The sequence below is a fragment of the Arthrobacter sp. NPDC093125 genome (assembly GCF_044754225.1).
Lineage (GTDB): Bacteria > Actinomycetota > Actinomycetes > Actinomycetales > Micrococcaceae > Arthrobacter.
This window is the reverse complement of the sequence record NZ_JBIVOQ010000002.1, coordinates 93,434-116,426: the sequence shown is the minus strand read 5'-3', so window position 1 is coordinate 116,426 and position 22,993 is coordinate 93,434. Positions and strand designations below refer to the sequence as shown.

The window sequence follows — 22,993 nt, the reverse complement described above, 5'->3', positions numbered from 1 at the left end:
AGGCACTTCGCCTGCCCAGCTACGGAGTTTCAATGTCGCCAACTTCCACCGTCGATTCAGAGGCGGGTCCCAGCACCAAACGCGAGGAACGGAAAGTCCTCGCCGGGACGCTGGTCGGCACCACCATCGAGTGGTACGACTTCTTCATCTTTGCCCAGCTCACAGGAACGCTGCTGTCACCGCTGTTCCTCACGCCGCTGCAGGCCTCGAATCCCGGCCTGGCGCAGATTCTTTCGTTCGCCCTGATCGGGATCAGCTTCCTGTTCCGCCCGCTCGGCGCCGTGATCGCCGGCCACCTCGGCGACCGGCTGGGACGCAAGGCCATGCTGGTCTTCACCCTCATCATGATGGGTGCCGCCACGGCCCTCATCGGCATGCTTCCCACCTATGCCCAAATCGGTTTCTGGGCCCCGGTCCTGCTGATCACCCTCCGCATCGTCCAGGGCTTCTCGGCCGGCGGGGAGTGGGGCGGCGCGGCGCTGATGGCCGTGGAGCACGCCCCGAGGAGCAAGCGCGGAGTGTTCGGCGCCTACCCGCAGATCGGCGTTCCCGTCGGCATGATCCTCGCCACCGGCCTGCTGTTCTTCCTCAACTCGAGCATGTCGCGGGAAGACTTCGCTGCCTGGGGCTGGCGTGTGCCGTTCCTGCTGTCCATCGTGCTGGTTGTCGTCGGGTACCTGATCCGCCGGGCCGTGGCTGAAAGCCCCGTGTTCAAGGAGATGGCCGCACGGAAGGCGGAGAGCAAGGCGCCGCTGGGCGAGCTGATCCGCCACCACAAGAAGCCGGTCCTGTACTCCACCATGATCTTCATCGGCAACAACGCGGCCGGCTACCTGCTGATCGCCTTCTTCATCTCTTATGCCACCAGGGTCCTGAAAATGCCTGCCCCGCCGGTGCTGCTGGCCACCACCCTCGCATCCTTCGGCTGGCTGATTTTCACGCTGGTCGGCGGCTGGCTGTCCGACAAGATCGGACGCGTCAAGACCTTCCTTATTGGGTACGGCATCGTCTTCGCGTGGATGATTCCGATGTTCGCCCTCATCGACACCAAGGACATCCTGCTGTACGGCATCGCGCTGTTCGTCCTGACGGTGGGCCTGGGCCTGTCCTACGGGCCGATGTCCGCCATGTACGCCGAGATGTTCCCCGCCAACGTGCGCTACTCGGGCATCTCCATCGGCTACGCGTTCGGCGCCATCCTCGGTGGTGCCTTCGCCGCGACGATCGCGGAGTCGCTGCTGCTGAGCACCAACTGGACCGGATCCATCGGCATCTACATCATGATCCTCTGCGTGATCTCGGCCGTGGGTGTGCTGCTGGCCAAGGAAACCAGGGGTAATCCGCTGGGGATCAGCCACCACTGACAGTTCCCGCGCAGACACCCTCATACATACCTGAAGTTCGCAGGATGCGGGCCCGGGCAGCTGCCCGGGCCCGCCGTCGTGGGCCTGCAGTGGTGGTCCCGCGGTCGTGGGTCTGGCACCCTGGCCTGCCGTCTCTTGGAGCCGGCAGGGGCCGACTACGCGTGCGCGCCGTGCAGCAGTCCGATGGCGTCGTCGTCAGTCAGCTGCTCGAAATGCCTGTAGAAGCTCCCCACCGCCCGGAACCTCCCCGGCAGATGCAGGCACAGGACGTCGCAGACCCGTGACAGGGACCTTTCGGCCTCGATGGACCCCACGGGCGCGGCCGCCACCACCCGCGAGGCGCCGGCTGCGCGGACTGCCTCGACGGCTGCGCGCATGGTGGCCCCGGTGGCGAGGCCGTCGTCGACCAGCAGGGCTGTCTTGCCGCGCAGTTCCAGGCCGGCGCCCGGGTACGCTTCCACCCGGCGCAGCAGCTCGCCACGCTCGCGGCGCTCCACCTGGTCGAGCCATTCCTGCCGCGCCCCGTTGGCCATGAGCCGCTCGACCAGCGGCCTGTTGAGCAGACGGACTATCCTGCGGGCCTCCGGGAGGGACGCCGCCGGTCCCGAGGCATCGGCGTCCGGCGGGGAGGATCCGACACCTTCAGCCGGATCGGCGGCGATGGCACCCGCGTACGCCAGGGCTCCGAAAGCCGTCTCATCGTGGCCGGGGATGCCGAGCTTGCGCACCAGGACGGTGCCGTAGGGAAGATGGAGGACTTCGGCTGCAGCGGACGCCACCGGAATACCGCCGCGCGCAAGCCCGAGCAGCACCGTATCCGGCTGTTTGCGGAACTGCGGCAGTGCCGCGGCCAGGCGCCTGCCGGCCTCCTCCCGGTTTTCAAAAACCATGCCCATTGGTCCACTTCCGGTCTTCCCGCCCCCCTCAGTTCCAGCCTACCGCCGCTGCCTGTCGGGAGACCGCAGAGTTTGCCGAGGAGACCGGACTGATTCGGCAAAGGGCGCCTCAGCTGCCCAGAGCCGTCAGCTGGCCTGTGCCCTCAGCTCGCGAGGAACTGGATCGCAGCCTGCTTGAAGGCCCTGCTGGTCACGGCGTTGGTATGGTTCCGCCCCGGCAGGATCAGCTGCTCTGCCGTGGACCCGGCCTTGGCGGCCAGTTCGGCGAGCTGCGGCATGGACGCGGCGCGCTCGTCGATTTCGCCGGCTATGAGCAGCATGGGCATGTGCGGCACCGCCTCGGAGGGGTCGTAGGGCTCGGTTTTGATGGCCTCAATGAGGGACAGCAGCGCGAAGATGTTGTTGCTCGGCAGGGCCTGGGCCATCCTCAGCAGCCCGGCAGTGGATTCATCGGCGATGGGCGTGCCGTCGGCCAGGTAATGCTGGGCGGCAATGAGGTCGAAGTCGGCCAGCGGGTCGGCCATGTTCGGCCCGCCCAGAACCAGCTTGTGCACGAGCTCCGGCTGGGTGGCGCCGAATTCCCAGGCGAGCCGGGAACCGAGGGAATAGCCGATCACGTCAAGCCCGCTGGAAGGGTTGCCGGGCTCCAAAGGCCGGGCTCCGGCGTCGAACGCTAGCTGCAGAAGGTCGGCGCGGATGCGGCTGGGGGAATAGGAGTCCATGTCCTCGGGGGCGCCGCTGCGGCCGTGGCCCGGCAGATCCACCGCGATCACACGGCGGCCGGCGTCCAGGAGCGCGGCGACCCAGCCGGTGTCCTCCCAGTTCAGCCTGCTTGAGGACGAGAAACCGTGGATCAGCAGAATCGGCCGCAGGCCGGCGTCCGTCTTGGGCTCATGCACCGCGACATACAGCTGGGGATCGGTGCCCTCCACGGTGTGGGAGTGCTGTTCGCCTGTGTGTCTGCCGCTCATCATGTCAGTCCTCATCAAGTACGGCGCTCAGGCGGACCCGGCGCTTTGGTGCATCTTCCTTCGGGACGGTGCCCACGATGCCGGCGGTGGTGTCCGGCACCTCAAACACGATCAGGGGCTCGCCGACATTGATCTTGTCGCCGGGCCCGCCGTGGATACGCACCACCTTACCCGCCTGCGGGCTTGGCAATTCAACAGCGGATTTCGCGGTTTCCACCTCGACGAGCGGCTGGTTGCGCTCGACCTGGTCGCCGGGGGAGACCAGCCATTCCAGGACGGTCGCCTCGATGAGGCCTTCCCCGAGGTCGGGCAGCGGGAAGGAAACTTCAGCCACGTCGGTACTCCAATACTCGCTGGACGCCGAAAAGAATCCGGTCGATGTTGGGAATGTATTCGTCCTCAAGGTCCCCTGCCGGGTACGGGACGTCGAAGCCCGTCACGCGTTCCACCGGGGCCTTCAGGGTGTCGAAGCAGCCCTGCGTGATCAGCTGTGCCACTTCGGCTCCAAGCCCGGACGTCAAAGGCGCTTCATGGACGACGACGGCGCGCCGCGTCTTTTGCACGGACGTCACCAGTGCCGCGGCGTCGATGGGTTTGATCCAGCGCAAATCCAGTACTTCGACGTCGATGCCGTCCTCGGCCGCCAGATCGGCCACCTGCAGGCATCGGAAGACCATCGCTCCCCAGGCCACGAGAGTGAGGTGCCGCCCCTCCCGCATGACCTTGGCCCCGGTGGGGGCGCTGCCGCCGGCGTCGGCGGTCTTGAGGTCGACGGCGCCCTTCTGCCAGTAGCGCGACTTCGGTTCCATGAAGATCACCGGATCCGGGCGCGCCGCGGCGTATTTGAGCAGGTGGTACGCCTCGTGCGGGGTGGACGGCGAGACGACCTTGAGCCCCGGCACATGCGCGAAGAGGGCTTCGAGGCTTTCGCCGTGGTGTTCAGGGGCGCGGATGCCGCCGAAACTCGGCACCCGCAGTGTCACGGGCATCGGCAGCGAGCCCCGGCTGCGGTAGTTCATCCGGGCGATCTGGCAGACAATCTGGTTGATGGCGGGATAGGCGAAGCCGTCGAACTGCACCTCCGGAAGGGGGTGGAACCCTGCCATGGCGAGGCCGGCCGCCAGACCCAGGATGCCGGACTCCGCCAGCGGCGTGTCGAACACCCGGTCTGCGCCGTGCTTCGCCTGCAGCCCGTCGGTGACGCGGAAGACGCCGCCCAGCTGTCCGCAGTCCTCGCCGAAAATGACGGCCTTGGGGTTCTCCGCAAGAATCTCGTCGAGGGCGCGGTTCAGGGCCTGCTGCATGGACAGGGTGACGCCGACTCCGGTCTTAGCCGCCCCGTCCTCAAGAATGGCGTTAGACATGTTCTGACTCCTCGCGCCACTTGGCAGCTTGGGACTGCAGCGCGGGTGTTGGTTCCTGGAAGACCAGATCAAACATTTCGCTGCCCGGCCGGGGCCCCAGCGCTTCGAGGCCTTCGCGGACTGTGTCTGCCTCGGCGACAGCGGCGGCGTGTGCCTGTGGGAAGAACCCGTCGTCGGCACCGCCGTCGGCGAGTAACTGCCGCCGGAGCCGCTCCAGCGGGTCCTCTCCGGCGCCGTCGCGTTCCTCGCTGAGCGAGCGGTAGCGCCCGGGGTCGTCGGAGGTGGAGTGCGGGCCGCGGCGGTAGGTCATGGCCTCGATCAGTACGGGGCCGTTGCCGGAGCGGCAGTGGGCGAAGGCGCGCTGCGTGGCCTGGAGGACGGCGACGACGTCGTTGCCGTCCACCTGCAGCGCGGGAATGCCGTAACCGGCTGCACGGGCGGCCACGGAGCCGCCGGCAACCTGCCGCTCGGTGGGAACCGAGATCGCCCAGCCGTTGTTCTGGACGAAGAACACAACGGGCGCCTTCAGCACTGCTGCAAAGTTCATCGCCTCGTGGACGTCGCCCTGCGAGGACGCCCCGTCACCGAAGTAGGTCATCGCGACGGCGAGCCTGCCGCCGGCGGTGCGGGCCAGCGTCTGGCCGTGGGCCCAGCCCACTGCGTGCAGTACGGAGCCGGCAACGACAGCCTGGATGGGAGCCAGACGCGATATTTGCGGATCGTAAAGCCCGCCGTGCCAGCTGGCCTTGTGGGTGGACATGTACTTCACCATGTCCACACCCAGGGCGCGGGCCACGCCCGTCTCCCGGTACGTGGGGAAGACGAAGTCCCGCGAGGTGTCCACGGCGTACGCGCTGCCCACCTGGGCAGCTTCCTGGCCAAGCTCCGGGGCGTAGCCGGGAATGATGCCCTGGCGCTGCCAGGCAACGGCCGCGACGTCGAGCTGGCGGACCGCAGCCATGAGCGAATACAGCTCACGCAGCGTGTCCGGTGTGGGCGGGGCGGCAGCGCTGCCGCCATCCGGAAGGGGCAAGGTGTCCATGCCTGTGACCCTAATCACCGTGCGGGTGCTGGGCAATCAGCGAAGAGCAGGCCGCTCAGACTGTCATGACTGCACCGCAAAAGGCCGGCCCGGCTGCACAGTTTGTGCAGTCAGGCCGGCCTTCTCACATTCCTGCCGCTTGCGGTTGCTGCGGTTGCGCCCCCAACTGGGTAGCAGTTCAGGCCGTTCCCAGCGCTGGGAACGGCCTGTGCTGCTACTTACTTGGGTAGCCGGGCTGTCTCGCCCGGTGCAGCCTCGCCCTGTTCCGGGTCATCCTGCGCGGGCACGCCCGGCTGCGGCTCTCCTGCTGCGGGCCTGACTGCAAGCCGTGCTCCGAGGCGGCACGCGGCGGCGATGCCTGCAATGAGCACAAGAGTGCTGACCAGTTGAACGCGGCTGCTCTCGGCGCTGAAGCCCACGGCGAAGACGAGCCCCAGCAGCACCAGTCCGAACACCGTGAGGGCCGGGAAGCCCTTCATCCGCAGGGGCAGGGGAGTGCCGTCGCGGTCCGCCCGGCGGCGCAGGATCAGCTGGGTAACGAGCGCCGAGCCCCACACCACCAGGCACGTCGAACCGACCAGCTGGAACAGCGCAGGCAGGATCCGTTCGGGAAACAGCAGCTCCAGGACGGTGGCGATAAAGCCGAACGCCACGGAGACGCCCACGGCGACCATCGGGACTTTCGCGCCGCTCAGTGCCGACAGGAAGCGGGGTGCCTCGCGGCGCTGGGACAGGGAGTACACCATGCGGGAAGCGCCGTACAGGTTGGCGTTGAGTGCCGAAAGAAGTGCGACGACGGCCACCAGGGTTATCGCCGTCGCGGCACCGGGGATGCGGGCGGCGTCCAGAACGCCGGCGAAGGGCGATGCGAGTGCCTCGGAGCTGGCCGGCAGCACCGCGGCGATGACGAACACGGATCCGATGTAGAAGACCAGGATGCGCCAGACCACTGTGCGGATGGCCTGGGCCACGCTGCGCTCAGGGTTCTCGGTCTCTGCGGCGGCGACGCTGACGATTTCTGTGCCGCCGAAGGCAAAAATCACCACAAACAGGGCGGTGGCAATGCCGCCGAGGCCGGCAGGAGCGAAATCGCCGGTGATGTTGGCCAGGCCAGGGGAGGTTACGCCAGGCAGGACTCCAAGGAGCAGAGCGGCGCCGATGGCCAGGAACGCCACGATGGCGGCGACTTTGAGGATGGCGAACCAGAACTCAAATTCACCGAAGTTCTTCACGCCCGCGAGGTTGATGGCGGTAAACACCACCATGAACGTGAGGGCAAGGGCCCAGACCGGAACCATCGGCCAGACCGAGAACAGCAGCCCCGCCGCACCGAGGGCTTCCGCCGCGATGACCACCACGAGCTGCAGCCACCAGAGCCAGCCCACGGTGGCGCCCGCGGTCTTGCCCATGGCCTTCTCGGCGTAAACGGAGAACGCTCCGCTGGTGGGGTTGGCAGCGGCCATCTCGCCGAGGGCCCACATGACCAGGATGATCAGCGTTCCGGCCACGAGGTAGGAAAGGAGGACCGCCGGGCCGGCGGACTGGACGCCGGCTCCTGAGCCGAGGAAGAGCCCGGCGCCGATGGCACTGCCCAGGCCCATCATGGTCAGCTGCCTGGGTTTCATGCTGTGGCCGAGTTCTGCTGGCGGACGCTCTGCCGTGGACTTCATTGTCATGCCTGCGTACCTTCTTGGGGTCGGTGGAATCACGAGTCCTTTTGGGACCTTACGAATTTACCGTCTTGTGTCCGCCGCCACTGCATCCGGCTGTGAGAACATGGGAGCACATTGTGCACAGCAACTGGGGATGGACTTGCAGACTGCTGTGCTGTTTCCCCAATGGCGAGGAAGAGTGATGGCAGTCGACGGTCTGGACGCCAAAATTGTCCGATTCTTTACGGATTCCCCGAGATCCTCTGTGCTGGAGGCTTCGCGGGTGCTGAAAATCGCCCGCGCCACAGTGCAGGCCCGGCTGGACCGGATGACCGGGGACGGCGTCATCGGATCGTGGGTCCCACAGCCGGACCCTTCCGGGTTTGGCTTTCCTGTTGTCGCCTTCTGCTCGTTCACCATCAATCAGGACCTGGGGCACGATGCGGTGGTCGAGGCGCTCGCGGGTATTCCCGAGCTGATCGAGATCCACACAGTTTCCGGCGGCTTTGACCTGATGGCACGCATTGCCGCGCGCTCCAATTCGGACCTGCAGCGTGTGCTCGATGCCATGATCGCGACCAGGACCGTGCTCCGCTCGTCGTCGGTGATCGTACTCAATACGCACTTCCAGGGCAGGACGCTGCCCTTGCTGGAGGCAGTGGCAGCCCAGGCCCGTCCGTAGCGGCAGGGCCTACACCAGCAGAGCCGACGGAATAGCATCCCCTCCTGAAACATTTTGTTCTGCGCCCTCCCACCCGTAGAATCAGTTTTAGTCACTTTGACTATAACTAACGGGACGGCCGTCAAGGCCTCCCGGCGACGCAGCGAAGCGGGTGAATACCGTGTACACCACATCAGCCAACGTGGCCGAGCGGCAGACCGCGCCGCCGTCGCTCGCCATCTCCACCGTGATCTTCGCGCTCCGGCCCAGCGAGGCGTCCGGCCGCCCCACGCTGTGGCTCCCGCTGGTGCGCCGCATCCGCGAGCCGTATAAAGGCCTGTGGGCGCTTCCCGGCGGACCGCTCACCCACTCTGAATCGCTGCAGGACGCCGCCTCGCGGAATCTGCGCGAAACCACGGGCCTGACGCCCAGCTACCTTGAACAGCTGTACGCCTTCGGCGGCCTCCACCGTTCACCCACCCAGCGGGTGGTTTCGATTGTGTATTGGGCGCTGGTCCAGCCCACCGAGGCCGCGCTGACCACGGAATCCGAAAATGTCAGGTGGTTCCGGGCGGACAAGCTGGGAGATCTGGCCTTCGACCACAACGCCATTGTTGACTATGCCCTCTGGCGGCTCCGCAACAAGCTCGCTTACGGCTCCATCGCGTACCACTTCCTCGGCGAGTACTTCACGCTCGCCCAGGTCCGGGAGGTCTATGAGGCCGTCCTGGACACTCACTTGGATCCGGCCAACTTCCGCCGCCAGATCAAAGCCACACCGGACATCGAGGAAACCGGTGAATACCTTCAGGGCGGCAAGCACCGCCCACCCCGCCTCTACCGATACACCGGCCGCCCCGGCCTCGACCCAGATAACAGGAGCACCCCATGAGCAGCGTCAACACGGCAATCCAGCTGATTACGCGCGAGCAGGCCGAGAAAGGCGCCGCCGCCGCCGGCAGCACGTGCAGCTCAGCGCTCGCCAAGGGGCCATGGGACTACGACCTCGCTGAAGCCCTCGCCGGCGTGCCCGCGTACGGCCCTGGCGCATCCAGCGCTGACGTCGCCCCTCCGTCCACGCCCCGGCAGGGCCAGCTCCCGGAGGAGTACAAGCTCGCCAGCGATGGCGAGCTCGATGCCCGGATCCGCGCAGCCAAGGCCACACTCGGGGACCGCGCCGTCATCCTGGGACACTTCTACCAGCGCGACGAGGTGGTGCAGTACGCCGACTTCGTAGGCGATTCCTTCCAGCTGGCCAACGCCGCCCTCACCCGTCCCGACGCCGAGGCCATCGTCTTCTGCGGCGTGCACTTCATGGCGGAGACCGCCGACACCCTCTCCAAGCCGGAGCAGGCAGTCATCCTGCCGAACCTCGCCGCGGGGTGCTCGATGGCCGATATGGCGGACGAGGAGTCAGTGGAGGAGTGCTGGGAGCAGCTGGAAGAGATCTTCGGCACCGAACCCGACGCCGACGGCCGGGTTCCGGTCATTCCTGTCACCTACATGAACTCCTCCGCCGCACTGAAAGCCTTCTGCGGCAAGCACGGCGGCATCGTGTGCACGTCCTCCAACGCCAAGACGGTCCTTGAATGGGCCTTCGAACGGGGGCAGCGCGTGCTGTTCTTCCCTGACCAGCACCTGGGCCGCAACACCGCCAAAGCGCTGGGCGTGCCCCTTGAGCAGATGCCCATGTGGAACCCGCGCAAGGAGCTCGGCGGCAATGATGAGCAGGCGCTGCTCGATTCCCGTGTGATCCTGTGGCACGGTTTCTGCTCGGTCCACAAGCGCTTCAGCGTGGCGCAGATTGAGAAGGCCCGCGCTGATTTCCCCGGCGTCAACGTGATCGTCCACCCCGAATGCCCCATGGAAGTGGTGGACGCAGCCGACTCCGCCGGGTCCACGGACTTCATCCAGAAGGCAATAGCCGCTGCAGAAGAACCGACCGTGTTCGCCATCGGCACGGAGATCAACATGGTCAACAGGCTCGCGGCGCAGTACCCGCAGCACACCATCTTCTGCCTCGACCCCGTGATCTGCCCATGCTCCACCATGTACCGGATCCACCCCGGCTACCTGGCCTGGGTGCTGGAGGAGCTCGTCGCCGGCCGCGTTGTCAACCGCATCACCGTTGATGACGCCGTGCAGCAGAACGCCAGGATCGCTCTCGAGCGCATGCTGGCCGCGAAGCCCCAGTAACGCTGCACACCGCAATGACACGCAAGCCCCAATGACACGGGAAAGTGAGGCTCGGATGGCCCAGCCCAACGGAAGCGACGTCTCCGGCGGCCGGCGGCTCATCGTCGTCGGCAGCGGCATCGCCGGTCTGTACGCCGCGCTGCTCGCCTCCGAGGCCGGGGCCGACGTCGTGCTGCTGACCAAGGGCGCGCTCGCCGACAGCAACACGTATTACGCCCAGGGCGGCATTTCGGCTGTCCTCGACGAACCGGCACCGGGTGACACCGTGGCGGCGCACATCGCGGACACGCTGAAGGCGGGCGGCGGCCACTGCAACCCGGACGCCGTCCAGGTGCTTTGCAGCGAAGCGCGCCGGGACATCGCCGGGCTGGAACGCTTCGGCGTGCGCTTTGACGTGGACGACGACGGCGATCCTGCCCTGGGCCTGGAAGCCGCCCACTCAGCACCGCGCATCCTGCATGCCGGCGGTGACGCCACCGGCGCGGGGATCGCCAACGCCTTGATCTGCGCCGTGCTTGCGGCCCAGGCTTCCGGAACGATCCGGCTGCTGGGACATGCCCGCACCACGGCACTGATCCAGTCGGACGGGCGGGTGACGGGCGTGGAGTACCTGCACGACGGCCAGCTGAAAAGCATGCACGCGGACGCTGTGCTGCTTGCCACCGGCGGTGCCGGGCAGCTCTTTGCCCAGACTACGAATCCTTCCGTGGCGACCGCGGATGGCCTGGCGCTGGCCTGGCGCGCCGGGGCTGCCGTCGCGGACCTCGAGTTCTTCCAGTTCCATCCCACATGCATGGTCCGCACCGCTGAAGCGGCAGAGTCCGAGGGCAACCAGGACCCGCTGCTGATTTCCGAAGCGGTCCGGGGCGAGGGGGCCATCCTGGTGGATGCCCGCGGACACCGCTTCATGCCGGGTTACCACGCGGACGCCGAACTCGCCCCGCGGGACGTCGTTTCCCGCTGCATTGCCCTCCACCTCGCGGCACTGGGCGACCCCAACGGCCACGTATACCTCGACGCCCGCGTGATCGAGGACGCCAGGGGAGCCGGATTCCTGGCGAGGCGCTTCCCCACGATCACCCGCCGGACAGGCGAGGCCGGCGTCGACTGGACCAAGGACCTCGTCCCCGTCGCACCGGCGGCACACTACTGGATGGGCGGCGTCTCCACCGACCTGCACGGCCGCACCACCGTCCCGGGTCTCTATGCAGCCGGCGAAGTCGCCTGCACCGGGGTCCAGGGCGCCAACAGGCTGGCTAGCAACTCCCTCCTCGAAGGGCTTGTTTTCGGCCGGCGCGCCGTCGAATCAGTATTGAGCGATTCGCCCGCTGGCCGGTTCACAAAGCCGGGCTGGGAGTTTGACCGCACGCCCGGTCCGGGGCCTCGAGAGACTGCCTTTGCCGGGCCGGGGGAGTTCTCACGCAGTGCGCTGCGGCGGCTGATGACTGCCAAGGTCGGGGTGCTTCGTACCGGGACGCAGCTGCGAGAGGCCGGTGCCGCGCTCGCGGCGTGGGCCGCCGGCGTCCGTCCGGAGAGCGTGCCAGAGGTGGAGGATCCGCGCGAGCACGAGGATGCCAACCTCCTGCTGGCCGCCCAGCTTCTGGTCCATGCCGCCCGCGGGCGCCACACGTCACTGGGCGCACATTACCGCGGGGACGGCGTGCCGGAGGCACACACGGCTGGTGCAGTGGCCGTTGAAAACATTGACACGCAATACACCATGAGCCGGAAAGCGAGCCTCGTCCATGACTAGCCTGACCCTCCCCGCAGCACCCGTCCGGGACATCCTGGAACGGGCGTTCGCCGAGGACGCCCCGAGCGGCGACATCACGTCGCAGCTGCTGATTCCCGCGGAGGCACGTGCCACGGCCGTGCTGAACGCCCGCGTTGCCGGCGTCTTCAGCGGCGGCACTGTCTTCCGCGACGCCATGCTGCTGATCGATCCGGACACCGAGGTGGAACTCCTGGTGACAGACGGTGAAGCGTTCGACGCCGGGACCAGCCTCGCACGGGTCAGCGGACGGGCCCGCAGCGTGCTGCTTGCGGAACGTGTCGGCCTGAACCTGGCGCAGCGCATGAGCGCCATCGCCACCCGCACCGCCGAATTCGTCCGGCTCGTGGACGGGACCAAGGCCCGCATCGCGGACACCCGGAAGACAACTCCCGGCCTGCGTGTTTTGGAGCGCTACGCGGTGCGCTGCGGAGGCGGCACCAACCACCGCTACAGCCTCTCGGACGCCGTGCTCGCCAAAGACAACCACCTCGCCGTGATGACCGGGGGCGATCCGGAAAAGCTCACCACCCTGCTGGCCGCCGCGAAGGCGCAGCTCGGGCACACCACACACTTCGAGGTGGAGGTGGACAGCGCCGACCAGATCGAACCCGTCCTGGCGGCCGGTGTGGACACGATCATGCTGGACAACTTCTCCCTGGAGGAGTTGCAGGCCGGAGTGCGCCAGGTGGGAGGCCGGGCGGTGGTGGAGGCCAGCGGCAACGTCAACCTCCGCACTGTGGCTGGCATTGCGGCGGCGGGCGTGGACGTCATCTCCGTCGGCGCCCTGACGCACACCGTCACCGCCCTGGACCTCGGCCTGGACGTCGAGCTGGCGGTGGGCTGAGCCAGCCATGATCTTCCTTGACGCAGCAGCCACCACGCCCGTGCGGCGTGAGGTGCTGGAGGCCATGTGGCCCTTCCTCACCGGCGAATTCGGCAACCCTTCCAGCCACCACTCGCTGGGCGGTTCAGCCGCCACGGCGCTCGCCGACGCCCGCAAGACCGTTGCCAAGGTGCTGGGCTGCAGACCCGGCGAGGTGACGTTCACCTCCGGTGGCACGGAGGCCGACAACCTTGCCGTCAAGGGCATGGCGCTGGCCCGGCAGGCTGCGGACACGGCGCTGAACCGCGTGGTGATCAGCGCCGTCGAGCATCCTGCCGTGGAGGAATCCGCCCGCTACCTCGAGCGCTTTCACGGCTTCGCTGTCGACGTGGTGCCGGTGGACCGTGCCGGGCGGGTGACCCCGGAGGCACTGGCCGCTGTGCTGCGCCCTGAAACGGCAGTGGTCAGCATCATGTACGCCAACAACGAGGTGGGAACCGTCCAGCCGGTGGCTGACCTGGCGGCTGTGGCCCGGGAGCAGGGCGTGCCGTTCCACACTGACGCCGTGCAGGCCGCCGGCTGGCTGCCGCTGGATGTGAAGGTCCTCGGCGTCGACGCCCTGAGCATCTCAGGGCACAAGCTCGGCGCGCCGAAGGGCTGCGGTGTGCTGTTCGTCCGTGGCCGGACCCGTGTGGAACCGCTGATGCACGGCGGCGGCCAGGAACGCGGCCGCCGGTCCGGCACGGAGAATGTGGCCGGGGCCGTGGGCCTCGCCACCGCGCTCACACTGGCCCACGCGGACCAGGCACGTCGCGCCGGGACGGTGGTCCGGCTGCGGGACGCCTTCATCACGGCCGTCCTGGAAGGGGTTCCGGGCGCGGTGCTGACAGGCCATCCGGTGGACCGGCTGCCATCTATCGCTTCCTTCTGCTTTCCGGGCACCAGCGGTGAATCGGTACTGCTCGAACTGGAACGCCAGGGCGTGGTGTGCTCGAGCGGGTCGGCCTGTGCCGCGGGATCGGATGCACCGTCAGCCGTGCTGCTCGCCCTGGGCATCGAGGGTGAGGTTGCGCAGACCGCCGTCCGATTCAGCTTCGATGCCTCGGTGACCGCGGCGGATCTTGAGGCAGCAGCGTCTGCCGTCCAGGCCGCCGTCGGAAGTGTCCGGACGCTGGGCCACATGCCCGGTTAGCGGCTACTTCCGGCCGGCAGCGGTGACCGGATTGGTGAGTTCTCCGATGCCGCCCACCCGGCACGTGACGATGTCGCCCAGCCGGAGCGGGGCAGTGGAGGCCGGGAATCCGGTGAGGACCAGGTCGCCAGGGTGCAGGGTCATAAAGGACGTCAGGTAGACCAGGATCTCGTCCAGTTTCCAGCCAAGGTCCGCGGTGCTGGCCGGGGCAAGTGCGGTTCCGTTGTGGACGATGCCGATGGGCAGCTCCGTCTCGTCGATGCCGGTGACGATCCACGGGCCGGCCGGCGTGAAGGTGTCCTGGCTCTTGGCACTGATCCACAGGTCATCCGATTTCTGCAGGTCGCGGGCGGTCACGTCGTTGCCGATCGTGAAGCCGAGGACGGCGCTGCGGGCGTTGTCCAGCGTCAGGCCCTTGGCCATGCGTCCGATGACAGCCGCCAGTTCCGCCTCCGGCTCCACGAGGCCCAGACCCGCGGCAAGCTCAATGGCCTCGCCCGGCCCGATCACACTCGTGGCCGCCTTGTGGAAGGCCTGGGGCGGGAGGTCGCGGCCGGCTTGCCCGGTGTTATGGGCCATCCCGAGCACGTTCGCGGGAACGCTTGGCGCAAGGAATGTGAACGACTCCTGCCGGACTGTGTCGCCCGGCTTCCACCCCGAACGAGGCGCGCTGCCCGTGTTCGCATGCGAGCCGGGGAACGGGCTGTCGATGACCGTCCACAGAGTCCGGTCCCCGGACGAGAAGCCGGCGTCATCGTTGGCGACAAAGAACTGCTCACCACCAGGAACGGGCGGGTAGTCCGCCCGCGTGTTCTCCACGGAACTGGTGTCGGCGGCAGTGTTGTCAGCGGCAGTGTTGTGACGTGCAGGGGAGAGCGGGCGGACGCGTGCAATCCGCCGGGGAGGAACTGGAGTCATTCAGCTATCGTAAGCAGGTCCCGGCACGGCGTCCCGCGAGGCGGGTTGGGCAGTATGCGTTGGGCGTGGTGCGCCGGGCAGGCTTTCAGTAGAGTTCGCCGACCGGGATCTCGACGGCGAGGCGGTTCTCGGGGCCGGCCAGAGGGCACGCCCATGCTTCGTTGTAGGCGCACGACGGGTTGTAGGCAAAGTTGAAGTCCAGCACAAAGGGCGCGTCAGGGCCCGACCCGCGGACGCCGTGGAACGCCCCCTTGATGGTGTCCAGCAGGTACCGGCCTGCTCCATAGCTGCCGCCGGGCGTGCCGGCGGTGGCATCGCGGAAAGGAACGAAGATGCCGCCGCCGTAGCCCAGCAGCTTCCACACTGCGAGCTGGCCCATCTCCGGCAGGTCGAACGTTCCCAGCCTGACGAATCTGACCGCGCCGTCCGTGCCGGTTTCGATTGTCATCTCACGCCCGGCACCTTCCTTGGTCAGCGGCACCTCGAAGCGGTAGATCGGATCGTAGTCGGCGGTCTTAAGGCCGGCGAAGCTGGCTTTCGCTTCCGGGGTAAGGGCGGATGCCGGATGTGTGGCGAACATGCGGTCCCGTTCCTGCCGCCAGTAGGAGTGCGCTTCGGCGGGGCTGTCCGCGGCGATTTTGCGGACATGGTCGTACAGGGCGAAGGTCCGCAGCCGCCAGTCAGCGATGTCGACGGCGGACATGCCCGCCAGGGTTTTCTCTGCCGCGTCCTGCTCGTATTCCGCCATGTCCCCAGCCTAGCCCCCTGCCCGGCGGGCGCCTTGACTCCGGCAACACGGCGGCGAAAGCCGCGAGCCGGCGCGGAGGCGCGGACTACGCTGGAGGCATGACAGGGATGACAGTTTCCCGCGTGGCCGGCGCGACTGCTGCGGCGCTGCTCGCTGCAACGCTCCTGGCCGGGTGCGGCAGTGACGGCAGGGGTGCCCCGGTATGGACCGTGGAGCCAAGCGGGGGTACAGCGAGTCCGGGGACGACCCCGGGCGCAACTCCGGGAACCGCCGCTCCGTCAGCCACCGCCTCCGGCGATCCCTCCTCGTCACCCGGGGCAACGGCGTCGGACTGGAAGGTCTTTACCGACCCCGCCAAGAAGGTCAGTTTCGAACTGCCGCGGGAGTGGATAGCCCAGTCCGTCGAGCCGGACAAGGGGACGCTTCCCGGCGCTGTGAAAGTGGAGGTCAAGGACGGGGAGGGAACCTATCTGGCCACACTCCAGACCGGGCTGCCGGAGGTCACCCCTCCCGCATGTGCAGCGTCCGCCAAGAAGTCCTACGTGGTGGTCAGCAGCGTCCCGGTGGAGCTGCCGCACAGCGGAGGCGAGGGCACCATCTCTCCCCACGTCGTGTTCAGGGTGATGCAGGGCTACAGGTTCTTTGGCTCCTACGGAATCACCAACATCGTGGGCGGCGCCGACTCCAAGGCCTGCCAGCTGCAGAATGTGGTCCGTGGACTGGAAGGCACGGGCAACTATTCCTTCAGCGACGTCTCCTCCCTGAAGTCCTTCGCTCCCGATGAGAAGGTGGCGCCGGCGAAGGCGTTTGACACGCTGGATCAGGCCGCCGACTACGTGAACAAGGGCCCGGAGTTCGCCAATGTCCAGCGGATGCTAATGTCTCTGGAGATCAAGAACTAGTCCGCTGCTTTCAGGCCCACCCTGCCGTCCGCAGCCGCGGCTTTTATTTCCGCTTTCCTCACACCCCGGAGAATCATGGAACGCACGGTGGCTGCCCACCTGGTATTCAAGACCGTAGCCGAAACCAAGGTGGCACTGGCCATTGCCGTCGCCCGCAATCCGGGCTACACGTCGTTCGACGAGACACTGTCCGTCACGACAGGCGGGGAACAGATCCCGCTGACTGAGTTGTCCGACCACCACGGCGGCAGGTTCCACTACATGGAGTTTGCAGAGCCCACCGAAGTCACGGTTGACTATGCAGCAACGGTCAGGGGCTTCGCGGAACCGGATGAGACCTCGCTGATGGAGCTGATCCGGTACGTCCGGCCCAGCCGCTATGCCGAGTCGGACCGGCTGCTTCCCACGTCCTACGCGGAGTTCGGCGGCCTGCAGGGGGAGGAACTGCTCTTCGCCGTGCGCAGATGGGTCAACGGCGAACTCCGCTACGTCAGCGGGTCGTCCCGCGGCACCGACGGTGCAGTGGAAACCCTCCTGAACCGGCGGGGAGTCTGCCGGGACTATGCCCACCTTGCCATCTCCCTGCTGCGGGCGAAGAACGTGCCGGCCCGGCTCGCCGCGGTGTATGCGCCCGGGCTCTCGCCCATGGACTTCCACGCGGTGGCCGAGGCGCACATCGATGGTGCCTGGCACGTCATCGACCCCACCGGGCTGGCTCCCCGGGACTCAATGCTCCGGATCACAGCGGGCCGGGACTCCTCCGACACCGCCTTCCTGTCCACAGTGGGCGGCAGCCTGTCGCTGAAGGAAATGAAGGTTATCGCAACGGTCAACGGCGAGCTGCCGGCCGAGGACCCGGACAAGCTCGCCGTCATACGCTAGCGGCAGTGTTCGGCCAGACGGCGGAAACAGGCAGCTGGCGGTGACCCGCCGGCTGCCGGGGCCCTGCTAGCGCGGCAGCGAGGTGCGCAGCTTTTCCGTCAGCCTCAGCAGCTCGCGCTGTTCTGCTGCAGTCAAAGCAGGGGAGACCAAAGCCGCGATGTCCCGGACGTGCTCGCGTCCGATCTGCTTTTGCAGCTCCGCCCCTTCGTCCGTCAGCTTCACCAGGACGCCCCGGCCGTCATCCGGTGCCGGCATCCGCTCCACCAGTCCGCGCTTTGCGAGCCGCTCCACGAGCCTGCTCAGACTGGACTGGCTCAGCAGCACGTTGTCGTTCAGCTCGTTCAGGCGCAGCCACCCGGAGGGGCAGCGGGACAGGGTGAACAGCACGTCGTACTCATTCACGGCCAGGTCCTTGAAGGCCGGCCCGGACTGCAGCCGGCGCATCACGGCCACCTGCGCGCGGAACAGCGATTCCCACGTTTCGGCCGCGAGGCGCACCGGCGAGTCCGCCGGGGCGGTGCGGGCGGCCATCACGCCTCCCTTGCGGTGGACGCCGTCGCGGTTTCCTCCGACCCTGCAGTTTCTGCCGCAGCGGCGGTGGCCAGCTTCGCGGCGACGCGTCCGGCATGGGTGGGCGGTTCCGGAACATGGGCCGGTTTGCGTGCCGCATACTCCTTGCGCAGCACCGGCAGGACTTCCTCACCGAAAAGGTCAAGCTGCTCAAGTACGGTCTTCAGGGGCAGGCCGGCGTGGTCGATCAGGAACAGCTGGCGCTGGTAGTCACCGAAGAACTCGCGGAAGGTGAGGGTCTTCTCGATGACTTCCTGCGGGCTGCCCACGGTCAGCGGTGTCTGTGAGGTGAAGTCCTCCAAAGACGGTCCGTGGCCGTAGACCGGAGCGTTGTCGAAGTACGGCCGGAACTCCCGTACCGCGTCCTGGGAGTTCTTCCGCATGAAGAACTGTCCGCCGAGGCCCACGATCGCCTGGTCGGCCTTGCCGTGGCCGTAGTGCTCGTAGCGCTCGCGGTAGAGGCCGATGAGCTGCTGGTAGTGCTCCTTGGGCCAGAAGATGTTGTTGGCGAAGAAGCCGTCTCCGAAGTAGGCCGCCACCTCGGCGATCTGCGGCGTGCGGATGGAGCCGTGCCACACAAAGGGGGCGACGCCGTCGAGCGGGCGAGGGGTTGAGGTGAAGTTCTGCAGCGGGGTGCGGAACTTGCCGGACCAGTTCACGGTGTCCTCGTCCCAGAGGCGGCGCAGCAGGCTGTAGTTTTCGATGGCCAGCTCCACGCCGTCCTGGATGTTCTTGCCGAACCACGGGTAGACGGGCGCCGTGTTGCCCCGGCCCAGGACCAGGTCCACCCGGCCGTCGGCCAGGTGCTGCAGCATGGCGAAGTCCTCTGCGATCTTCACAGGGTCGTTGGTGGTGATCAGTGTGGTCGCGGTGGAGAGGATGATGCCCTCGGTCTGTGCCGCGATGTACGCGAGTGTGGTGGTGGGGGATGAGGAGAAGAACGGCCGGTTGTGGTGCTCGCCGAGGGCGTAGACGTCCATGCCGATCTCTTCGACCTTCTTGGCGATCGCTACGGAAGCCTTGATGCGCTCGTTCTCCGTGGGTGTCCGGCCTGTGGTGGGGTCGGTGGTGATGTCGCTGACGCTGAATACGCCGATCTGCATGGTGTGCCTTCCGTTGTCCGAACTGTTCCGGGCCCGTTACTAGAATAGCCCATTTAGATGCATTTGCATCTATCGCCAGATGTAACGTCCTGCACGGAAAGTTATTCCCACCCCAACTGGGTAGCACTTCAGGTCGCTCCCGGCGCTGGGAACGGCCTGAACTGCTACCCAGTTGGGCGCCATCCACGCGCCAGCAGGGCCAGCCGGACTTTGCGGACAGCAGCCCTGGCGTCGTTTTCCATGTGGGTCCTGGCGATGCGCACCAGAATCCAGTCCCCGGAGGCGAAATCCTCGTCCCGGCTTATATCCCTCAGCACCTGTGCTGGATCGGAATGGCCTTCTCCGTCATACTCCACAGCCACTCGGTATTCGGGGTAGGAGATGTCGGGTTGGCGGACGATCCCCGTCACCAGCACGACCGGCATGTTGAGTTCAGCATCGGGAAGGCCACCGTAGCCCCATCGTTCCAAAAACGCGGGGGCAGGATTGGGTTATCCACAGGCCCGCCGGCATCCATTCCATCTGGATAGCAGCACAGGCCGTTCTCAGGGGTGGGAACGGCCTGTGCTGCTACCTAGTTGGGTTGGGAGGGGTGGGGCGCCAGGGGAAGGGTGGGGCGGGGCGCCAGGGGAAGGGTGGGGCGGGGCGCTGGTGCCCGCGGGGACCGGTTACTCCGGGGCGCCGGGGGCGGCGCGGCGGCCGCTGACCTTGGGGATCATGCCGGTGGTCCAGTCGGCGAACTCGGCATCGACGTCGTCGGCGGGAGCGAAGCCGGGGCGCTCCTTCAGCTCCCGGAGCAGTGTCTTCTTCTCCCGGCGCCCCTCCACGAGGCGGTACAGCACGGGGACGAGCACCAGCGTCAGGGCGGTGGAGGACACCAGGCCGCCAATCACCACGATGGCCAGCGGCTGCGAGATGAACCCGCCCCCGCCCGTGAACCCGAGCGCCATGGGAGTCAGCGCAAACACGGTCGCCAGGGCCGTCATCAGGATGGGGCGGAGGCGCTGCCGGGCGCCGTGGGTGATGGCATCGGCAACGCTCATGCCCGGCTGGCCCGCCCGGGGTTTCCGGTACTGGTTGATTAGGTCGATCAGCACGATGGCGTTGGTGACCACGATGCCCACGAGCATCAGCATGCCGATCAGCGACGGCAGCCCCAGCGGGACCCTGGAGACGAGGAGCAGGGCAACGGCGCCGGTGGCCGCAAACGGAACGGAGACCAGGAGGATCAGCGGCTGGATGAGGGACTTGAACGTGGCCACCATGATGACGTACACAATGGCAATGGCGGCCAGCAGCGCCAGCCCGAGCTGCCGGAACGACTCCGCCTGCTGTGCGGTGGCACCGCCGATGTCAGCCGTGACTCCGGCCGGAAGGTCGACCGAGGCGAGCCGTTTCTGCACCTCGGCGCTTACGGCACCGAGGTTGGATCCCGACGGCGTGACAGAGACCTGCGCTGTGCGCTGGCCGTTGCTGGAGGTGATGGAGATCGGCACGTCCACCTGCTCGACGGCGGCGATGCCGCCCAGCGGCACCGGGCCTGACGCGGTCGGCAGGGGAATGGCACGCACGGCGGCTACGCTCTTGAAGCGCGTGCCTTCACCGATCCGGACGGGGAAATCGTCCGCTTCGATGCGCACGGTGCCCGCCGGGACGGGGCTGATGGTGGAAGCCAGGACGCCAGCCACCTGCTCCTCATTGAGCCCGGCCGCGACGGCCTTGGCCCGGTCCACCTTGACCTGGACCACCGGCTGGCTGGCAGCAAGGTTGGTGGAGACCTCCGTGCTCCCCGGCACTCCGGTCATGGCGTCCACTATGGTGTCACTGGCCGTCCTGAGGTCCGCCGAGTTGGCTGCCCGGAGCGTGATGTCCACAGTGGATGACGTGCCGAAGCCGCCCTGCTGGGCACCCACGGAAACCTTGCCCGCCCCGCTGACCTTGGACAGCTCCGAGCGCACCGACTCCTGCAGCTTCGCCTGGCTGGCCTTCTCCTCGGTGACCACGGTGAAGGTGGAGTTCGAGGCGCCGGAGGAGGTGAGCGCGGTGAAGCCGGCCTGCGCGTTGCCCGAGGTCACCTGGACGTCCTTGATGCCGTCGATCCCGAGCAGGACCTCTTCAAGCTTCTGTGCCGCGACGCTGGTGTTCTGCAGGCTCGTTCCGGCTGGAAGCTCCTGCTTGACGGTCATGCTGTTCTCCCCGGAGCGGCCCAGCAGGTCAGTGGCCAGCAGCGGGGTCATGGCCGCGGTGCCGCCCAGGACCAGCACGGCGGCGACCAGCGTCAGCGCCGGACGCTTCTGCGTGGCGGCCAGGACTGGCACGTAAGCGCGCTGCAGGACGCTGCGTTGCTCCCGTTCATGCGCCTTGGCCTCAATTTCACGGGCCGGCACCGGGGCTTCCCCTGAGCGGCGGGTTTCGGCCGGGGACCTGAGGAACCAGTAGGCCAGGACCGGGACGATCGTCAGGGACACCAGCAGCGAGGAGAGCAGGGCGATGGTGACTGTCAGTGCGAAGGGGCGGAAGAGCTCGCCGGCGAGGTCGCCCACGAAGGCAATGGGCAGGAAGACGGCCACTGTGGTGAGAGTCGAGGCGGTGATGGCCCCGGCCACCTCGCGGATCGACGTCAGAATGGCGGTGAGTTTGGGCTCGCCGTAGCTGAGGTGCCGTTTGATGTTCTCGATCACCACGATGGAGTCATCCACCACGCGGCCGATGGCGATCGTGAGTGCACCCAACGTGAGGATGTTCAATGAATAGCCGGTGGCAGAGAGACCTATGAAGGTGATCAGCAGCGACAGCGGAATGGATACGGCCGTGACGAGCGTGGACCGGACCGACATCAGGAACACAAGGATGACCGCGACGGCGAAGCCCAGTCCCAGCAGGCCTTCGGTGGTGAGGTCCTTGATCGATTTCTCGATGAAGGGCGCCTGGTCGAAGACGGGCGTGAACTTCGCATTCGAGCCCAGCTCCGCCTCCAGCTGCGGAAGGGAATCCTTGACGGCGTGGGAGATGGCGACGGTGTCGCCCTCGGGCTTTTTCGTGACCGAGACGGCCAGGGTTTCCTTGCCGTTGGTCCGGGTGATGGAGGTCCTGACGTCGTCCTTGATGCTGACGTCAGCCACGGATTCGATCGTGGCGCCGTCCTTGGCGCCGCCGAGCGGCAGCGCCTTCACGGCCGCGACGGAATCAACGGGGCTGCCGATTTGAAGGGACAGGCTCTTGCCTTTCTCCTCAACGGTTCCGGCCGGGACAAGGCCGCCATTGTTGGCCAGCGCGTTGCGGATCGACTGGATGCCCGCCCCGCTGGAGGCCATCTTGGCCGCATCCGGCAGGATCAGGATGTGCTGGCCGGCGCCGCCCGTCACTTCGGCGCCGCGGACGCCGTCGAGCTTCTGGAGCGCGGGCACGGTCAGCCGCTGCAGGTCGGTGTTCAGCTCGCTGAGCGGCTTGTCCGAGGAGACAGCCAGGAACACGATGGGGAAGTCGCTGATGCTGCCTGCGATGGCCTGCGGCTGCACGTCCTCGGGGAGCGCCCGCTTGGCGTTGGAGATGGCACGGTCGATCTGGTTGCGGGCACGGTCAAGATCGGCCCCGTACGTGAAGACCATGCTGATCTGGGACACGCCGTTGCGCGAGGTCGACGACGTCGATTCGAGGCCCTCAACGCTGTTCAGCGCCGTCTCCAGCGGGCGGCCGACCTGCTTGTCCACGACTTCCGGCGATGCCCCCGGCATCGACGTGATCACCGTGATCCGCGGGAACTCAACGGAAGGGATGAGTTCCTGCTTCAGCGAAGACATGGTGATCACGCCGAACACCGAGGCGAAGACCGTTATCAGCGCGATCAGCGCGCGGTTGCCGAGGGAAAGACTGGCCAGCCGGAACATCGCTTGGTCTCCTGGAGGGTTGACGGAGTGTTTCCTGGGGTGGAGCCT

The 22,993-nt window shown here is 67.1% G+C and carries 21 protein-coding genes; 9 read left to right on the top strand and 12 right to left on the bottom strand.

Translation table 11 applies throughout. The features are described 5' to 3' along the window. Positions 1-32 precede the first annotated feature (32 nt). Positions 33-1,364, top strand: a complete 1,332-nt coding sequence (locus ACIP9X_RS05025) for an MFS transporter (protein ID WP_400478637.1) — start codon at positions 33-35, stop codon at positions 1,362-1,364. 155 nt (positions 1,365-1,519) lie between these two features. On the opposite strand, the gene ACIP9X_RS05020 is transcribed toward ACIP9X_RS05025, so the two are convergent. From ACIP9X_RS05020 to ACIP9X_RS04995, 6 genes are all read right to left on the bottom strand, one after another. Beyond that, a complete protein-coding gene (locus ACIP9X_RS05020; RefSeq protein WP_400478636.1) occupies positions 1,520-2,260 on the bottom strand; it encodes a phosphoribosyltransferase in 741 nt (246 codons plus the stop codon). Positions 2,261-2,403: 143 nt separating this feature from the next. Further along, a complete protein-coding gene (locus tag ACIP9X_RS05015; RefSeq protein WP_400478635.1) occupies positions 2,404-3,231 on the bottom strand; it encodes an alpha/beta fold hydrolase in 828 nt (275 codons plus the stop codon). Between the two features lie 4 nt (positions 3,232-3,235). After that, positions 3,236-3,565 carry a biotin/lipoyl-containing protein gene (locus ACIP9X_RS05010; RefSeq protein WP_400478634.1) on the bottom strand — a complete coding sequence of 110 codons (330 nt, stop codon included), beginning with the start codon at positions 3,563-3,565 and terminating at the stop codon, positions 3,236-3,238. After that, positions 3,558-4,595 (bottom strand): alpha-ketoacid dehydrogenase subunit beta, encoded by a 1,038-nt coding sequence (locus tag ACIP9X_RS05005; RefSeq protein ID WP_400478633.1) that lies wholly within the window; start codon positions 4,593-4,595, stop codon positions 3,558-3,560. Before ACIP9X_RS05005 ends, ACIP9X_RS05010 begins: the two co-directional genes overlap by 8 nt. Then, positions 4,588-5,637 carry a thiamine pyrophosphate-dependent enzyme gene (locus ACIP9X_RS05000; RefSeq protein ID WP_400478632.1) on the bottom strand — a complete coding sequence of 350 codons (1,050 nt, stop codon included), beginning with the start codon at positions 5,635-5,637 and terminating at the stop codon, positions 4,588-4,590. Before ACIP9X_RS05000 ends, ACIP9X_RS05005 begins: the two co-directional genes overlap by 8 nt. A gap of 218 nt (positions 5,638-5,855) precedes the next feature. Beyond that, positions 5,856-7,313 (bottom strand): amino acid permease, encoded by a 1,458-nt coding sequence (locus ACIP9X_RS04995; protein ID WP_400478631.1) that lies wholly within the window; start codon positions 7,311-7,313, stop codon positions 5,856-5,858. Positions 7,314-7,491: 178 nt separating this feature from the next. On the opposite strand from ACIP9X_RS04995, the gene ACIP9X_RS04990 reads away from it, so the two are divergent. The 6 genes from ACIP9X_RS04990 (at position 7,492) to ACIP9X_RS04965 (ending at position 13,935) form a co-directional block, all read left to right on the top strand. After that, complete coding sequence (locus ACIP9X_RS04990; RefSeq protein ID WP_400478630.1) at positions 7,492-7,971, top strand: Lrp/AsnC family transcriptional regulator; 480 nt, start codon at positions 7,492-7,494, stop codon at positions 7,969-7,971. Positions 7,972-8,122: 151 nt separating this feature from the next. After that, entirely contained in the window at positions 8,123-8,842 is a 720-nt protein-coding gene (locus ACIP9X_RS04985; RefSeq protein ID WP_400478629.1) for an NrtR DNA-binding winged helix domain-containing protein, read from the top strand. Continuing rightward, complete coding sequence (nadA, locus tag ACIP9X_RS04980; protein WP_400478628.1) at positions 8,839-10,146, top strand: quinolinate synthase NadA; 1,308 nt, start codon at positions 8,839-8,841, stop codon at positions 10,144-10,146. Before ACIP9X_RS04985 ends, nadA begins: the two co-directional genes overlap by 4 nt. A 31-nt stretch (positions 10,147-10,177) precedes the next feature. After that, entirely contained in the window at positions 10,178-11,899 is a 1,722-nt protein-coding gene (nadB, locus tag ACIP9X_RS04975; RefSeq protein ID WP_400478627.1) for an L-aspartate oxidase, read from the top strand. Continuing rightward, positions 11,892-12,764 (top strand): carboxylating nicotinate-nucleotide diphosphorylase, encoded by an 873-nt coding sequence (gene nadC / locus ACIP9X_RS04970; RefSeq protein ID WP_400478626.1) that lies wholly within the window; start codon positions 11,892-11,894, stop codon positions 12,762-12,764. The genes nadB and nadC overlap by 8 nt, the downstream gene beginning before the upstream one ends. A 7-nt stretch (positions 12,765-12,771) precedes the next feature. Beyond that, positions 12,772-13,935 carry a cysteine desulfurase family protein gene (locus tag ACIP9X_RS04965; protein WP_400478625.1) on the top strand — a complete coding sequence of 388 codons (1,164 nt, stop codon included), beginning with the start codon at positions 12,772-12,774 and terminating at the stop codon, positions 13,933-13,935. Positions 13,936-13,938: 3 nt separating this feature from the next. Here the strand turns inward: ACIP9X_RS04965 and ACIP9X_RS04960 are convergent, their stop codons facing one another. Further along, entirely contained in the window at positions 13,939-14,853 is a 915-nt protein-coding gene (locus ACIP9X_RS04960; protein ID WP_400478624.1) for a fumarylacetoacetate hydrolase family protein, read from the bottom strand. 85 nt (positions 14,854-14,938) lie between these two features. Then, entirely contained in the window at positions 14,939-15,601 is a 663-nt protein-coding gene (locus tag ACIP9X_RS04955; protein WP_400478623.1) for a DUF1684 domain-containing protein, read from the bottom strand. A gap of 98 nt (positions 15,602-15,699) precedes the next feature. Between ACIP9X_RS04955 and ACIP9X_RS04950 the strand changes: the two genes are divergently transcribed. Together ACIP9X_RS04950 and ACIP9X_RS04945 are read left to right on the top strand one after the other, a co-directional pair. Continuing rightward, on the top strand, positions 15,700-16,503 hold the full coding sequence (locus ACIP9X_RS04950; protein ID WP_400478622.1) for a hypothetical protein: 804 nt from the start codon (positions 15,700-15,702) through the stop codon (positions 16,501-16,503). Positions 16,504-16,578: 75 nt separating this feature from the next. Further along, a complete protein-coding gene (locus ACIP9X_RS04945; RefSeq protein ID WP_400478621.1) occupies positions 16,579-17,385 on the top strand; it encodes a transglutaminase family protein in 807 nt (268 codons plus the stop codon). A gap of 66 nt (positions 17,386-17,451) precedes the next feature. On the opposite strand, the gene ACIP9X_RS04940 is transcribed toward ACIP9X_RS04945, so the two are convergent. From ACIP9X_RS04940 to ACIP9X_RS04925, 4 genes are all read right to left on the bottom strand, one after another. Next, positions 17,452-17,916 carry a MarR family winged helix-turn-helix transcriptional regulator gene (locus ACIP9X_RS04940; RefSeq protein WP_400478620.1) on the bottom strand — a complete coding sequence of 155 codons (465 nt, stop codon included), beginning with the start codon at positions 17,914-17,916 and terminating at the stop codon, positions 17,452-17,454. Beyond that, positions 17,916-19,058: an LLM class flavin-dependent oxidoreductase gene (locus ACIP9X_RS04935; RefSeq protein WP_400478619.1), complete on the bottom strand. Its 1,143-nt coding sequence runs from the start codon at positions 19,056-19,058 to the stop codon at positions 17,916-17,918. Before ACIP9X_RS04935 ends, ACIP9X_RS04940 begins: the two co-directional genes overlap by 1 nt. A 164-nt stretch (positions 19,059-19,222) precedes the next feature. Then, positions 19,223-19,528 carry a hypothetical protein gene (locus tag ACIP9X_RS04930; RefSeq protein ID WP_400478618.1) on the bottom strand — a complete coding sequence of 102 codons (306 nt, stop codon included), beginning with the start codon at positions 19,526-19,528 and terminating at the stop codon, positions 19,223-19,225. A gap of 198 nt (positions 19,529-19,726) precedes the next feature. Next, entirely contained in the window at positions 19,727-22,945 is a 3,219-nt protein-coding gene (locus ACIP9X_RS04925; RefSeq protein ID WP_400478617.1) for an efflux RND transporter permease subunit, read from the bottom strand. Positions 22,946-22,993 lie beyond the last annotated feature (48 nt).

Bases quoted from the DNA above. Each gene is read 5' to 3' on its own strand.
- ACIP9X_RS05025 (WP_400478637.1), top strand. From the start codon at position 33: ATGTCGCCAACTTCCACCGTCGATTCAGAGGCGGGTCCCAGCACCAAA.
- ACIP9X_RS05020 (WP_400478636.1), bottom strand. From the start codon at position 2,260: ATGGGCATGGTTTTTGAAAACCGGGAGGAGGCCGGCAGGCGCCTGGCC.
- ACIP9X_RS05015 (WP_400478635.1), bottom strand. From the start codon at position 3,231: ATGAGCGGCAGACACACAGGCGAACAGCACTCCCACACCGTGGAGGGC.
- ACIP9X_RS05005 (WP_400478633.1), bottom strand. From the start codon at position 4,595: ATGTCTAACGCCATTCTTGAGGACGGGGCGGCTAAGACCGGAGTCGGC.
- ACIP9X_RS05000 (WP_400478632.1), bottom strand. From the start codon at position 5,637: ATGGACACCTTGCCCCTTCCGGATGGCGGCAGCGCTGCCGCCCCGCCC.
- ACIP9X_RS04995 (WP_400478631.1), bottom strand. From the start codon at position 7,313: ATGACAATGAAGTCCACGGCAGAGCGTCCGCCAGCAGAACTCGGCCAC.
- ACIP9X_RS04990 (WP_400478630.1), top strand. From the start codon at position 7,492: ATGGCAGTCGACGGTCTGGACGCCAAAATTGTCCGATTCTTTACGGAT.
- nadA (WP_400478628.1), top strand. From the start codon at position 8,839: ATGAGCAGCGTCAACACGGCAATCCAGCTGATTACGCGCGAGCAGGCC.
- nadB (WP_400478627.1), top strand. From the start codon at position 10,178: ATGACACGGGAAAGTGAGGCTCGGATGGCCCAGCCCAACGGAAGCGAC.
- nadC (WP_400478626.1), top strand. From the start codon at position 11,892: ATGACTAGCCTGACCCTCCCCGCAGCACCCGTCCGGGACATCCTGGAA.
- ACIP9X_RS04965 (WP_400478625.1), top strand. From the start codon at position 12,772: ATGATCTTCCTTGACGCAGCAGCCACCACGCCCGTGCGGCGTGAGGTG.
- ACIP9X_RS04960 (WP_400478624.1), bottom strand. From the start codon at position 14,853: ATGACTCCAGTTCCTCCCCGGCGGATTGCACGCGTCCGCCCGCTCTCC.
- ACIP9X_RS04955 (WP_400478623.1), bottom strand. From the start codon at position 15,601: ATGGCGGAATACGAGCAGGACGCGGCAGAGAAAACCCTGGCGGGCATG.
- ACIP9X_RS04950 (WP_400478622.1), top strand. From the start codon at position 15,700: ATGACAGGGATGACAGTTTCCCGCGTGGCCGGCGCGACTGCTGCGGCG.
- ACIP9X_RS04945 (WP_400478621.1), top strand. From the start codon at position 16,579: ATGGAACGCACGGTGGCTGCCCACCTGGTATTCAAGACCGTAGCCGAA.
- ACIP9X_RS04940 (WP_400478620.1), bottom strand. From the start codon at position 17,916: ATGGCCGCCCGCACCGCCCCGGCGGACTCGCCGGTGCGCCTCGCGGCC.
- ACIP9X_RS04935 (WP_400478619.1), bottom strand. From the start codon at position 19,058: ATGCAGATCGGCGTATTCAGCGTCAGCGACATCACCACCGACCCCACC.
- ACIP9X_RS04925 (WP_400478617.1), bottom strand. From the start codon at position 22,945: ATGTTCCGGCTGGCCAGTCTTTCCCTCGGCAACCGCGCGCTGATCGCG.